The organism is Nostoc sp. FACHB-190, assembly GCF_014696905.1.
Taxonomy (GTDB): Bacteria; Cyanobacteriota; Cyanobacteriia; order Cyanobacteriales; family Nostocaceae; genus Nostoc_B.
This window is the reverse complement of the sequence record NZ_JACJQW010000006.1, coordinates 184,950-198,934: the sequence shown is the minus strand read 5'-3', so window position 1 is coordinate 198,934 and position 13,985 is coordinate 184,950. Positions and strand designations below refer to the sequence as shown.

Sequence of the window (13,985 nt, the reverse complement as noted above, 5' to 3'; positions counted from 1 at the left end):
GCGCTTCCTCACAATTTGTCTGACTGTATTTTCCATCTACTCAAGTTACTGTGCCCTTGAAATATGCTCTGGTTCATGAGTGGTTAACACCCAAAGCCACCGGTGGTTCAGAATTAGTCGTACAAGAAATTCTGAACCATGTTAATGCCGATTTATATGCGTTGATTGACTTTGAATCCAGCAATCCTGAAAGTTACTTGTACAAACGCCAAATTGGTACAACGTTTCTTCAGCATTTTCCCTTAGCGCGTAACGGAGTGCAGAAATATTTGCCTTTGTTACCCTTAGCAATTGAACAACTGGATTTGCGGCAATATGACGTGATTTTGTCTTCTTCTCATGCTGTAGCAAAAGGAGTTTTAACTACACCTGATCAGTTGCATATCTGCTACTGTCACAGTCCTATGCGTTATGCCTGGGATTTGACTTTTGACTATCTGCGTCAAAGTAAGCTTGGCAGTGGTTTACCAGGGTGGCTAACCAAGTATCTACTGCATCAGCTACGCCATTGGGATGTCTTAAGTGCCAATCGTGTTGATTACTTTATTGCCAATTCCCAGCATACAGCTAGACGAATTTGGCGTTGTTATCGACGAGAAGCCGCAGTGATTTATCCACCTGTAAATGTGGAAGCATTTCCGCTTTTTCTCCAGAAAGAAAATTTTTACTTGACTGTTTCCCGTTTAGTTAGCTATAAGCAAGTATCTTTAATTGTCCAAGCTTTCAATAAATTGCAGTTACCATTGGTCATAATTGGTACAGGTTCAGAAATGGAAAAAATTCGCCAAATAGCCAAACCTAACATCAAAATACTGGGGTGGCAGCCTGATGATGTAGTCAAAAAATATATGGCTCAAGCCAGGGCATTTGTCTATGCTGCTTGTGAAGATTTTGGCATTGCCTTAGTAGAAGCACAAGCTTGCGGTACACCAGTAATTGCTTATGGGGCTGGGGGTGCATTAGAAACAGTCCGGGATGTGCGATCGCACAAAGAGCAAGGAACTGGGATCTTTTTTCCAGAGCAAACAGTAGCGGCATTAACAGCAGCAGTAGAACAATTTGAAGTGTATCGTAATTTCATCAATCCTGAGTATTTGCGATCGCACGCTGATCAGTTTTCACCGCAAATTTTTGCACAGCGTTATCTAGATTTCATCAACCAGTGCCACAAAACCAGACCATACTTAGCGTAATGGTTGAAATTTGTGTACGGAAATTGTGTATGCTTTTGGAACTTCCCTCCAGAAGCACCTCATTTTGGCTTTAAGATTGGGACTATGTGTGGTGTGGATTATTAAGGAGTATGATGACTGCCCAGAGCTCACTCCTCTCCGGCAAGCGAAGCCTACGGCAAGACGCTAGCTCGTCTAGGCGTACTTTCTTAAAACGTAGCAAAAAAACCAAGACACCCAGGGTAAAATCCAAGGTGTCGTCTGCTCAGGCTTTAAACGGAGAGTTCGTTAAGCGACTATTCGACATCGGGTTTTCGCTGTCAGTACTGATTTTGTTTTTTCCCCTTTACTTGATTTTGGCCTTGCTGATTGCTTTCAGCTCAGAAGGCCCCATTTTTTACGTCCAAGAACGGGTAGGTAAAAACTATAGGCGCTTCAATTGTATTAAATTCCGCACAATGGTGAGCAATGCCGACGAAATGCTTGTGCAGATGATGGAAACATCGCCCCAATTGCGACAGGAATTTGAAAGTAGTTTTAAGCTGAAACATGACCCAAGAATTACCACAATCGGTAAATTTCTTCGCATTACCAGCTTGGACGAATTTCCTCAGTTTTGGAATGTTTTAAAAGGAGATATGAGCGTCGTCGGGCCGCGCCCCCTGGTAGCCGAAGAATTACCAAAATATGGTCATCACATAGGGCAAGTATTAACAATCCGACCAGGAATTACTGGATTATGGCAAGTTTCTGGGCGTAATGATATTCCTTACCCCAGACGAGTGCAAATAGACCTACACTATGTCAAATTTAGAAATTTCTGGCTTGACTTGTGGATAATTCTGAAAACGATTAATGTGGTGATTATGCCTAAAAATAACGGCGCTTATTAAGTCAAAATCAACATTGCTCGTAGCGACATTATCAGAGTTCAGGGGTCAGAATATGGCAAAATTCATCCAAATTATTCGCCATCAAGCATTATAAATTGCTTTTAAATTCTGACTTCTGAATCCTGAATATGGAATTCTGTTTGATCAATCTCTCTAAATTTTTAATTAATTTCCACTTAACAAAAGCCAAGATTATATAAAGTTTTTGTAAAAATTCCGCAACATCACCGAAATTCTATCTATTCATTGAGTTAACCTACTCAAGTTCAGCTTGTTAAGTAATTCTTAATTAAGTATATTTGTTTACGGCAAAATTCTGCTATCAATTAAGACCCGTAAGTTTCCCATTAGGCAATTTAGCCATTTGCTGCTAGGTTGTATCAGTTGGACTGAAACTCTACAGATCAAAAATAACAAGGGATAATTGAGCATGGTGCAAACTAAGCGAGCGTTGATTACTGGTATTACCGGTCAAGATGGTTCATATCTGAGTGAATTTTTGTTAGAGCAAGGTTATGAAGTTCATGGAATTATTCGTCGGACTTCTACCTTCAACACAGACCGCATTGATCATATTTACGAAGATCCCCACAAAGAGGGTGTGCGGTTGTTTCTTCACTACGGTGACTTGACAGATGGTACAACGCTGCGGCGAATTTTAGAAGAAGTTCAGCCAACCGAAATATATAATCTAGGCGCACAATCTCATGTTCGGGTGAGCTTTGATTCACCAGAGTATACCGTTGATGCCGTGGGTATGGGTACTCTGCGTCTATTGGAAGCAATTCGAGATTATCAGCGACGCACTGGTACAGAAGTCCGTTTCTATCAAGCTGGTTCTTCGGAAATGTATGGTTTAGTCCAAGCAGTACCACAAAGCGAAACCACACCATTTTATCCCCGGAGTCCTTATGCTTGTGCAAAGGTTTACGCACACTGGCAAACAGTAAACTACCGCGAATCTTACAATTTGTTTGCTTGTAACGGGATTTTGTTTAACCACGAATCACCACGTCGGGGTGAAACATTTGTTACCCGGAAAATTACCAGAGCAGTAGCGAGAATTGTAGCTGGTAAGCAGAAAAATCTGTATATGGGTAATCTTGATGCGAAACGAGATTGGGGTTACGCGAAAGATTATGTACGCGCTATGTGGTTGATGTTACAGAAAGACCAACCAGATGATTATGTAATTGCGACTGGAGAAACCCACTCAGTCCGAGAATTTTTAGAGTTAGCTTTTGGTTATGTCAATTTAAATTGGCAAGATTACGTAGAGTTTGACGATCGCTACCTACGCCCCGCAGAAGTAGACTTATTAATTGGTGATCCTACAAAGGCAAAACAAAAGTTAGGTTGGGAACCTTCTGTTACCTTTGAAGGATTAGTCGCTCTTATGGTGGAAGCAGATTTACAAGCCTTGGGTCAGACTTCACCCAATGGTAATGGTTCAAAAGTACCTGTAGATATTGCTACTATTCGGCAAGAATTGGGCGCTCTCCACTTCTGATTTACACCGCAGAGGATAATAAAAATATGACCGCCTTAGAACTGAAAAACAAAAGGATTCTCGTCACAGGTGGGGCGGGATTTCTCGGTCGTCAGGTAATAGATCAGCTGTGTAAGGCTGGGGCTGATGAGGCAAAAATAACAATACCGCGATCGCGTGAATGTGACATCCGTGTTTGGGAAAACTGTCAACGTGCAGTTGACCAACAAGATATCATTATCCACCTAGCGGCTCACGTTGGTGGGATTGGTCTCAACCGCGAAAAGCCCGCAGAATTATTCTACGACAACTTAATTATGGGAACCCAGCTAATTCATGCTGCCTACCAAGCTGGCGTAGAAAAATTCGTTTGTGTAGGTACAATTTGTGCCTACCCTAAATTTACACCAGTGCCATTTAAAGAAGATGACCTTTGGAATGGCTACCCCGAAGAAACTAACGCACCCTACGGTGTGGCGAAGAAGGCGTTATTGGTTCAGTTGCAATCTTACCGCCAACAATACGGTTTCAATGGGATTTATCTTTTACCTGTAAACTTATACGGGCCAGAAGATAACTTTGACCCCAGAAGTTCTCACGTAATTCCCGCTTTAATTCGCAAAGTCCACGAAGCCCAAGTTAACGGAGACAAACAACTCCCTGTTTGGGGTGATGGTAGTCCTACCCGCGAGTTTCTGTATTCTGAAGATGCAGCACGGGGAATTGTTATGGGAACTCAGCACTACCATGAATCGGAACCAGTTAACTTAGGTACTGGTTATGAGATTTCCATTCGTGATTTGATTACCCTGATTTGCGAATTGATGGAGTTTGACGGCGAAATTGTTTGGGAAACCGACAAACCCAATGGTCAACCCCGCAGATGTTTAGATACAGAACGCGCCAAGCAAGCCTTTGGCTTTACTGCACAAGTAGGCTTTAGGGAAGGGCTGAAAAATACCATTGATTGGTATCGTCAAAACGCTGCATAGGATATTTATAGACGTTGTAATGCAGAAGTTCATATACCCGGCTTTTTTGAAAAGTCGGGTATTTTATTTCATAATTTATGTGAGAGGAAATCCCAGTTGTCCAAATTTTCAGAACGAAAGTATCTTACGCTGCATCAATTGATAGAGTCCGATGATACTCAACAGATTGAACTAATCGTAAAATCAGGTATGGATCTCGAATCGACTGATGACAAGTGGGGTATGACTCCATTAGAATTAGCGGCTCACCTGAATAAGATAACTGTTGTTTCTCTTCTAGTGAGTAGTGGAGTAAGTGCTAACTCTATTAGTGTCTCTTCCCCTTTACATTTAGCAGCCGCTAATGGAAATCCTGAGATCATATCTATTTTGATTAATGCAGGAGCTAATGTTAATTTCGTTCATGAAGATGGTTGGACTCCTTTATTTGAAGCTGCAAGTCGTGGTCATTTGAAAGCGGTAGAGTTACTAATCAAAGCTGGAGCTAACCCAAATGTTATCGATTCCTATGAAAATAAACCCATTTCCTATGCTGCACGAAATGGTTACATAGAAGTTGTTGAATACCTTGCTACATATACCTCAGTTAATGAAAAAGAAGCTGCTCTTAAAGAAGCTATTGAGGGCGCAGGGGCTAAAGCTAGGAAAAAGCGTGAACGCCAACAAGCACATTGATAAATTTGTTTTATAACGTTTCATCCTGTTCCTAGAGGTATTTAAATTTCGCAATTTGGCAACAATGTTGATTTATTAAAATAACTTTCTATAGCAGTCCTAAACCATTTGTGAAATTCTCTTTCTTTCCCTTCCTCTCCTTCTTTGTGTCCTTTGCGTCCTTTGCGGTTCGTTAAAAAGAATACTTTTTCACCACTCAGATAGGATTGCTATATGTATGAAGTTGATATTCAATTAGATAAAGTTAAGTTACGTCGTACACTGTTGAAAAAACGGCAATTGATGTCTGTTGCAGAATGGAGAGAAAAAAGCGATCGCATCTGTACAACATTACAAACTTTGATTCACTATGATGAAGCAAAAACCATACTAGCTTATTTTAGCTTTCGTCAAGAACCTGATTTAAGTCCTTTATTTGCAGATACTAAATATCAATGGGGATTTCCGCGCTGTGTCGGTAATTCCCTATCTTGGCATGTTTGGCAACCTGGAGACTGGCTGCAATTTAACAGCTATGGTATTAGCGAACCTCATCCCGATGCACCAACCATAAACCCTAGTGAAGTAGATTTAATTCTTGTGCCTAGTGTAGCTTGCGATTCTCGCGGATATCGCTTGGGCTATGGCGGCGGATATTATGACCGCTTACTCAGTTCTCCCGAATGGGCAAATAAACAAACTGTAGGTATAGTATTTGATTTTGCTTACTTGCCGCAACTACCTGTAGAAACTTGGGATAAACCTCTCAAAACAGTTGTGAGTGAAACTGGCTTGACTGGAAAAGATTAAAGCTTCAGGATAATGAAGACACATAATCAAATATTTTCTATGAATAATCCAGTATCATCTACCAATGAGCAGGAAGCACTGCTCGACGAGATTATAGCAAGTAGCCTTCAAGCTCAACAGCAAACAGGCCCAGACCTCCGCCAAATTCATAGCAAAAGTCATGGACTCCTTTGGGGAGAGTTGATTATTGAACCCCATCTTTCTGAAGACTTGAGAATAGGTTTGTTTAAAACCCCTCAAACTTATCCTGTGTGGATTCGTTTTTCTAATGGTGGTGCGCCTCAAAAACGTGGTACATTCAACTCCGATAGCCAGCCTGATGTTCGAGGTATTGCCATCAAGGTGATCAATGTAGATGGACAAAAAGTGCTAGATGATGAAGAAAAAACTCAAGATTTTATCCTCAACAATTATCCTATTTTCTTGACTAAAGATGTTCGTGATTATGCCGATTTAGCCAAAGCAGGTAGTGGACAACTTACACCAGAACGAATCGAAGAACTAGCCTATGCTTTTGCTATTTTGCAAAAAATTGGTAGTCAGAAGGTAGGTAATCCACTTTTGATTCAATATTGGAGTATGGCTCCATTTAAGTTTGGCGATAAATTGGTCAAATTTTCCGTCAAACCCCAACAGCCAGAACAACCTCCCGAAACAGTTCCAGAATCGGAAAACTACCTACGGGAAGCAATAGTCAAATATTTGACACTAGAAGGTCAAGAAGCATCTTTTGATTTCCTGATTCAGTTTTATGTAGATGATGAAAAGACACCAATTGAAAACCATGTTCAAGAATGGCAAGAGGCAGATTCACCATTTATTAAAGTTGCAACTGTGCGTATTCCTAGTCAAAAATTTGATTTTGAAGAACGTAAACGTTTAGATGAAGGTATGTTATTCTCACCTTGGCATACGCTTCTAGAACATGAGCCTGTTGGCACTGTAAATCTCTCGCGTAAGCGGCTTTACAGCGAACTTGCACAATACCGCCGAGAGCAAATTGCCCAACGTCTGCGGGAACCACAACCTCATACAGTAGTTCAAGATGAACCACTTTAAATCAAATTGAAACTGCTTCAGTTCAGTGGTTATCTTATGTTCAAATGTGGCTTACTTATGCAAAATACTGCACATTGTTGTGGCAGCATTCATCATCGGACTTACATCAGCAAGATATAACTTTTATCTAATAGTTTGCGTCAGAGACAATTGTTTTTGACGCATCAAATTAAAGGTTAATTATGAAATTTTTCAAACACAATCCCAAGTTTAATATTGGATTAACTTATATAGTTTTAGGAGCGATCGCACTGATCACTCTCTTTCCCTTACTCTGGTTAATCAGTACTGCGTTAAAATCACCCACAGAAAATATTTTACAGTCGCCGCCACAGTTACTTCCTAGCCAACCGACGCTGGGTAACTTTGCTAAGGTGTGGCAATCTTTACCATTTGCCCAATATTTATATAACAGTACTTTGGTTTCTCTACTGACTGTTGGGTTGAATTTACTATTTTGTTCTTTAGCGGCTTACCCTTTAGCCAGATTATCATTTCCGGGGCGAGACTGGATATTTATTGCGATCGTCTCGACAATCATGATTCCCTTTCAGATTGTGATGATTCCCCTGTATATTTTGACAGTCCAATTAGGCTTAGTAAATACTTATTGGGGGATGATTTTTCCGAGTTTGGCTTCGGCTTTTGGCATTTTTTTACTGCGACAAGCTTTTATGGGTGTGCCGAAAGAAATTGAAGAAGCGGCGCGGATGGATGGTAGTTCTGAGTTAGGTTTGTGGTGGCATATTATGTTGCCAGCAGTTAGTCCAGCGTTAGTTACACTGGCAATTTTCGTCTTTATTGGGTCTTGGAGTGATTTTCTTTGGCCGTTAATTGTCATTCAAGACGAAAAACTCTACACCCTACCTTTGGGAGTAGCAAAATTAGCCGGTACTTTTTCTTTAGACTGGCGCTTAGTCGCTGCTGGTTCGATCATTTCCATCGCCCCAGTACTAATATTATTTATATTTTTACAACGCTACATTGTCCCAACTGAAACTGGTAGTGGTGTGAAAGGTTAATTTGCCTAACAAGCGCCACTTTTACTCAATACCACCCAGATGGTTTTAAATATTAGCATCATGTCATAAACTATCGACCACTTGCGTTGATAATCAACATCCATTTTGACGATAGTTTCAAAATCTTTGATGGTAGAACGACCATTAACTTGCCATTCTCCTGTCATTCCTGGCTTGACTCGTAACCTTTCCCAGTGGTGGGGTGCATAGTGGATGACTTCATCGGGTGTAGGGGGACGTGTGCCAACTAAACTCATTTCGCCCTTCAGCACATTCCAAAACTGGGGAAATTCATCTAAGCTGGTGCGTCGCAGGAATTTACCAACGGGAGTAATGCGAGGGTCGTCAACTGATTTAAAAATATGGCCTTGGGCTTGATTTTTGACCAGATGCTTGATTTGGTCAGCATTGACTACCATCGACCGGAACTTCCAAATACGGAAGGGTTTACCGTTAATTCCACAGCGAATTTGCGAATAAAATATGGGGCCGGGATTAGTAATTTTAGTAATAATCGCTATGGGAATTGCCAACATCACTGTAATGATGAGTCCCACAATAGCCCCTAAGATGTCAATTAATCTTTTTGTGATGCTAGAGGTTGATCTGTGTAAAGGTTGTGAGACAACATTAGTTGCTGAATATTCATCAGCAAATGCTAAAGCGTCCACAGTGTAACCGCCTGTGTGAGAAGGAAAAGTTGGTAGTGACACCATAAAAAGTTGAAGTTAATCAGGGTATCTGAAAAATTTGGCTACATTCATACTGAGTGATAATATAAACAAAAATTGCACTAGTAATGAACTTCCCTTACAAAATTTACCCAATCTTTGAATTCACCAGAGGATTGTAAAATTTACGTGTTGAATGTATAAAGTAAATCTAGCTACAAGACAATTAACACCCACATACTAGCTGCAAATCCAATAGTTGCGAGATGTTGCCATAAGAGCGATCGCAGTGATTGTCGTGCTATTTTTTGGGTGAGTACTATGGTTAACAAGGCAGAAATAATTAAGGTAAAACCTTGTAAAAAGCTGATAACTGCTGGATGTGCTATCAGTACAGGCAAATTTCCGCTATTTAACCCAAAAGTTGCTAAAGTTACAGGTAAAATTTTCCCACCTTCTGCTAAACCTAAGTGCAGGTAGTGGGCTAAGTTGCCTCCCAACACCAAGGGTAAGTAGCTGTATGCAAGTTCCTTGAATGATTTCGGCTTGCGTTGAAAATTGAATAGTTGTATGAAAAAATAAGCAGCCCCAGCCACAGCCACAGGGAAAATTAAGGCAAATAACGATAAACCTAAATGCTGCCAAAATTGCGTTAAATCTAGATGCAGTCCTAACCATGATTGCAATTCTGGTAAATGATGCAGATATACACCACCCAAAAGTAAAAACAATAATGCCACTTCATACTTGCGTGGTGTATGAGTCGTCCACAATTCAATTCCAGGGGGACGCAAGTTAAACTCAACGGAACGATGGGGACAGGCTTTTAAACAAGTCATGCACAAGACACAATCTCGGTTATCTTCTAGCTGGGCGGGATGGGAATATAAAGGACAGCCATTAGTTTCCATACCTTCGCCTTTTTGCGGCCCGCCTTTGTAACATTGATAAGTAGTACAGGTTGCTGAACAAATGCCTTGTTGTGCGCGTAGTTCTGTCATGGAAAGTTTGGCGAATAAACCATTCATTCCGCCAATAGGACAAAGATAACGACACCAAAACCGTCGTTCAAATATGGCGGAGAAAATCATTGCCCCGGCTGTAATTAATAACAGTAAACAGGCAGATAGGTAAGCTGTATTTTCTAAATGCCAGAGTTCTTCCCACAGGAAAATTAAGGTAAATAAGCCAAATAAAAACCATCCGCCCCATTTTTCGGCTGTTTCTCGCGGCCAGCGTTTAAGTTGGCGGGGAAATAACCACAGAGATAATTTTTGGGTAATTTCGCCGTAAATCATGAAGGGGCAAACAGCGCACCAGACGCGACCGAGAAAGGGAAAAATCAGTAAAAAGAAAGGCCACCACCAAGCCCAAAATAAATTTAAAGCGAAATTGCGATCGCGGGTTTGCGGCCCCAAAAATAAGATCATAATAATGATCGGAAACGCAATCACCGTAAAGCCATAGTTGATTTTGTCAGGCCACCAGTCACTGCGGAGAAATCTTCGCAACCCAGAATAAGTATTTAATAAGTTGACGCGAAATTCTTTTTTCTTGGTTTGGGCTGACCAAAAGATTTCTTCGGTTAATTCCTGTCTTTCTCCGGCTTGAACAATTGCCCGTTCGACTAAATTTTTTAACTCTTTCAAGTTACCAGGAAAATCATAAGACTGCAAGCGGCGTAAAGCTTCTGGGGTAATGCGAGGTTTCGCCAGTCCGCGCGATCGCACATATAAACTAGTGTAGTATTCTACCTGGGCTTTAATATCAGCTTTTCGCACCCGTACTGGCGGGACTTTAATGACACGACCTACACAACGTTCAATTTTAGATTCCGTTTTTTCCGAAACAATCAAAATTCGCGCTTGACTAGTGCGTGGTTCAGCTAATAATTCCCCATCACGACTGACTGGGGTGTAAGTACCTGTTTTGATGAACTGCACCATTGCTGGTAATAATTCTGGGGGCAGTTCTTGAATATTATTCAGTACTAAAGTGCCTTCCCCCAGCCATTCTAAAAGCCCTGGTCTACCGCCAGCCCTGCCGAATAAATCGACACCGCTTGTTTGGAGAATGCCACAATTAATTTTAATCATAGGTTCGCGGCGTTGAGGTGAACCGTAGTGAATCAAAGCGGCAATATTATCTTTTTCTAACCCTGGTTCGCCGAAGATTTCTGTTGATTTGCGGTCGGCTGCGGCTTCTCGTATTTGTTCCCGCAACCGGACTGCATAGCGACTCGTCCCCACAATGCCCCTTTGGGCTTTCGTGACCAAATAAGGACGCAAAGCCACAGAACGTTCTTGTGCGTAAGTTAAGGCTGATGTAACTTGGGCTAATTCTTGGGCTAAAGAGCGAGATAATGCTTGGGTAATTTCAGGATATTGGCTGGCTAAAGCACGAAACTCAGCCGCAGGAATTACCCAAACATGGCATTCTGTGAGGGCAATAATTTTAGATGGTGTTAATTCATCTAATAGTAGTTGTCGCAGGTTAATAACTGCCCCTGGTAGAAAGCCACAAGCAAAGGCAAAGTTATTTTTATTGCTGGTATCGCTTTCAATTTGCCCATCTTTGAGGATGTATAGTGCGGCTGGCGGAGTGCCTGCGTTGACTAAGGAACTGCCTTGAGGTATTGTTTGCAATTCTAAAACTTGGGCGATCGCATTCAACGCCGCCGATGAGAGAATTCCTAAAGTTGTACGTTCTTGTAGCCAAATGACTGTTTCTTGTAATGTCATTGTGGGTTTTCCATGCAAGCTGCTGGCTGTATAAATGGAATTATCCCTGATTGCAAGGTTAATTGAGGTATGAAGTTTGAAGTCTGAAGTATGAAATTGATGGGAATCTGGTTTGATTGTTGAAATTATCTGTAAAGGCAGGCTGGATGTGGGTAGGTGCGGGTTGACTCAGGATAGGGGTGTATCCCGGATTTCTCACCACACCTTTCAAAGCCTGTGCAGGGGAGCAGGGGAGCAGGGGAGCAGGGGAGAATGAAGGTACTCTCTCCCCTGCCCCTCCGCACCTCTGCCCCTCTGCCCCATCAAACGCCTGAAGCTTGTGAGAAATGCGGGGTATGTATCTAAAATCCTTCCGCCACACACCCTGACACCCAATCTTGGTTCAGACAGTTTTTAGCCCAAGGCTACTTGAATCGACTCACTCAAAGGTGTGGTAGGACGGCCTATCAGTTGGCTTAGGGTTTGGCTGGCATCAAACAATCCTCCTTTTGCTGCTCCTGTCTCAGATTCTGCTAACATCACAGCCAGAGGCTCAGGTAAGCCAGCATTTTTTAATACATTAATATACTCATCTTCAGACAAATTCTGATATCTAACTTGCTTACCAGAAAGCTTACTAATTTCTGTGGCAAGTTCGCTCAATGTATAAGCTACATCACCAGCCAATTCATAGACTTTACCTGCTTGGTCATTGGCTAATAAAACGGTGGCTGCGGCTGTGGCATAGTCGACGCGGGCTGCGGAGGCTATTTTAGCTTCTCCAGCACAGCCCATAACTACACCATATTCCAAGGCTATCTGGATACCTGTTGTGTAATTTTCGGTATACCAACTATTACGTAATATCACATAAGGCACACCAGATTCTTGCAAGACAGTTTCAGTTTTGTGATGTTCTGCTGCTAGAGGCAGAGGACTGCTATCTGCGTGTAAGAGACTGGTATAAGCCAGTAATTTGATTCCAGCTTGCTTACAGGCGTTGATGACGTTTGTGTGCTGAAGTACGCGACTGCCAATTTCACTGGAGGAGATGAGCAATACTTTTTCTGCACCAGCGAAGGCGATATCTAATGTATGGGGTTGGGTGTAATCAATCTGCCGCACCTGCACGCCTAAACTGGCAAAATCTGATACTTTTTCTGGATTGCGAACCGCAGCGACTAGTTGATTGGCAGGAACGGATTTTAATAGTTCTTGCAATACTAATCTGCCTAACTGACCCGATGCAGCAGTAATGACAATCATATTTTTTAGTTGGTTAATTTTTTGATGTCGATAAACCTAATATAATTGCATTACTAACTTTTGGTAAGTACAAACAAAAAAGTAAGTATATGAGCGATCGCAATGATGATTCCAAGACTCTGACACAACGCTGGGAAATGGGGAATATTTTCGCCGCGCCATGTCCCTCACGAGACATTCTGAAACACGTTTGCAGCAAATGGGGCGTACTGATTCTGATTGCGCTACGCCAAGGGACTCACAGATTTAGCGAGTTGAGACGTAAAATGGGCGGAGTTAGTGAAAAAATGCTGGCTCAAAGTCTACAATCACTGACGGAAGATGGTTTTGTGTTGCGTGTATCTCACCATGTAGTTCCGCCTTTTGTTGAGTACAGTTTGACTCCGATGGGAGAAGAAGTCGCCGAGCGCGTCGCCGCCTTAGCAGACTGGATTGAAGTCAATACGCCAAGGGTGTTGGATGCAAGGAAGAAGGTGGACAGATAGTGATGATAATCCAGCATCCGTATAGCTGTGACTTCAGCCGCTTGGATGTGAATATATGGGAATACGGTTTGATTCCTGCATCTAGTGGTGTACGCAGGGAGTAGGGAATGGGGAGTAGGGAGTAGGAAAGCAGCCTGATCTGGGTGTACTGATTTTTTTCCCAAATCAAATATGAGTCCTATAGTATGAGTCATTGTTTACCCACTAGAGGCTGTTTTATGAGTTTGGCTGATGTGCCTAATCTTTGGGTTCCCTTGGCGCTTTTGGGATTAATTGTCTTGGCGGCGGTGTTTTTTAGTCGTAGCTAGAATTATAGGCGATCGCATAATTTTCACATCAATGTGATAACACTGTCACATCTCATTGCTAATTTAATACTTAAGTAAACAAACAGTTTGCTCCTCACACCATACCGTCTGCCCTTTTGCTGTTTTATAGCACTGGGGCTTATTTAATAAAAAAAGTATGCAATTCTTAGCAGTGTCAGTATATACTTACATCCGCAATCAGCTAGATTATTTCTCTATCTAATGGAGGAATAAATATACCGAAAATAAGTACTAAATAAGATACTATTCCGATCACCTGACGAACTACAACTTTGAATCTTCTCGTTGCTTTTTGGTAACGAGAGATTTTTTTTATAGGAGGTTACAGGTTACAGGTTCGGTGTAGGTTGGGTGGAGGAACGGAACCCAACATTCTCAAGACCCTGTTGGGTTACGCTATCGCTACACCCAACCTACTATTCC

General features: G+C 41.8%; 13 protein-coding genes. 10 read left to right on the top strand and 3 right to left on the bottom strand.

Features of this window, described 5'->3' with window-relative positions; translation table 11 throughout:
• The first annotated feature begins 50 nt into the window (after positions 1-50).
• The 8 genes from H6G28_RS10305 to H6G28_RS10270 all read left to right on the top strand — a co-directional run bounded on the left by H6G28_RS10305 (position 51) and on the right by H6G28_RS10270 (position 8,091).
• Positions 51-1,193, top strand: a complete 1,143-nt coding sequence (locus H6G28_RS10305; RefSeq protein WP_190670571.1) for a glycosyltransferase — start codon at positions 51-53, stop codon at positions 1,191-1,193.
• A gap of 113 nt (positions 1,194-1,306) precedes the next feature.
• Entirely contained in the window at positions 1,307-2,065 is a 759-nt protein-coding gene (locus tag H6G28_RS10300) for an undecaprenyl-phosphate galactose phosphotransferase family protein (protein ID WP_190670599.1), read from the top strand.
• A 430-nt stretch (positions 2,066-2,495) separates the two neighbouring features.
• Positions 2,496-3,575, top strand: a complete 1,080-nt coding sequence (gmd, locus tag H6G28_RS10295; protein WP_190588477.1) for a GDP-mannose 4,6-dehydratase — start codon at positions 2,496-2,498, stop codon at positions 3,573-3,575.
• A 26-nt stretch (positions 3,576-3,601) separates the two neighbouring features.
• A complete protein-coding gene (locus H6G28_RS10290) occupies positions 3,602-4,546 on the top strand; it encodes a GDP-L-fucose synthase family protein (RefSeq protein ID WP_190670570.1) in 945 nt (314 codons plus the stop codon).
• Positions 4,547-4,642: 96 nt separating this feature from the next.
• Positions 4,643-5,221 carry an ankyrin repeat domain-containing protein gene (locus H6G28_RS10285; RefSeq protein ID WP_190588479.1) on the top strand — a complete coding sequence of 193 codons (579 nt, stop codon included), beginning with the start codon at positions 4,643-4,645 and terminating at the stop codon, positions 5,219-5,221.
• Positions 5,222-5,434: 213 nt separating this feature from the next.
• Complete coding sequence (locus H6G28_RS10280) at positions 5,435-6,010, top strand: 5-formyltetrahydrofolate cyclo-ligase (RefSeq protein WP_190670568.1); 576 nt, start codon at positions 5,435-5,437, stop codon at positions 6,008-6,010.
• Between the two features lie 39 nt (positions 6,011-6,049).
• Positions 6,050-7,069 (top strand): catalase family protein, encoded by a 1,020-nt coding sequence (locus H6G28_RS10275; RefSeq protein WP_190670567.1) that lies wholly within the window; start codon positions 6,050-6,052, stop codon positions 7,067-7,069.
• Positions 7,070-7,251: 182 nt separating this feature from the next.
• Positions 7,252-8,091, top strand: coding sequence for a carbohydrate ABC transporter permease (locus H6G28_RS10270; RefSeq protein WP_190670566.1), 840 nt, complete (start codon positions 7,252-7,254; stop codon positions 8,089-8,091).
• Between the two features lie 5 nt (positions 8,092-8,096).
• Here the strand turns inward: H6G28_RS10270 and H6G28_RS10265 are convergent, their stop codons facing one another.
• The 3 genes from H6G28_RS10265 to H6G28_RS10255 form a co-directional block, all read right to left on the bottom strand.
• A complete protein-coding gene (locus H6G28_RS10265; RefSeq protein WP_190588482.1) occupies positions 8,097-8,807 on the bottom strand; it encodes a sugar transferase in 711 nt (236 codons plus the stop codon).
• 170 nt (positions 8,808-8,977) lie between these two features.
• The gene (locus H6G28_RS10260; RefSeq protein WP_190670565.1) at positions 8,978-11,503 is read right to left on the bottom strand and encodes an AAA-type ATPase lid domain-containing protein; all 2,526 of its coding nucleotides are present in this window, start codon (positions 11,501-11,503) and stop codon (positions 8,978-8,980) included.
• 393 nt (positions 11,504-11,896) lie between these two features.
• Positions 11,897-12,748, bottom strand: a complete 852-nt coding sequence (locus tag H6G28_RS10255; protein WP_190670564.1) for an SDR family oxidoreductase — start codon at positions 12,746-12,748, stop codon at positions 11,897-11,899.
• 89 nt (positions 12,749-12,837) lie between these two features.
• Here H6G28_RS10255 and H6G28_RS10250 point away from each other — a divergent pair, with 89 nt between their 5' ends.
• Both H6G28_RS10250 and H6G28_RS37335 read left to right on the top strand, forming a co-directional pair.
• Entirely contained in the window at positions 12,838-13,233 is a 396-nt protein-coding gene (locus H6G28_RS10250) for a winged helix-turn-helix transcriptional regulator (protein ID WP_190588485.1), read from the top strand.
• A 185-nt stretch (positions 13,234-13,418) separates the two neighbouring features.
• A complete protein-coding gene (locus H6G28_RS37335) occupies positions 13,419-13,541 on the top strand; it encodes a hypothetical protein (RefSeq protein WP_277880682.1) in 123 nt (40 codons plus the stop codon).
• Positions 13,542-13,985: the final 444 nt, after the last annotated feature.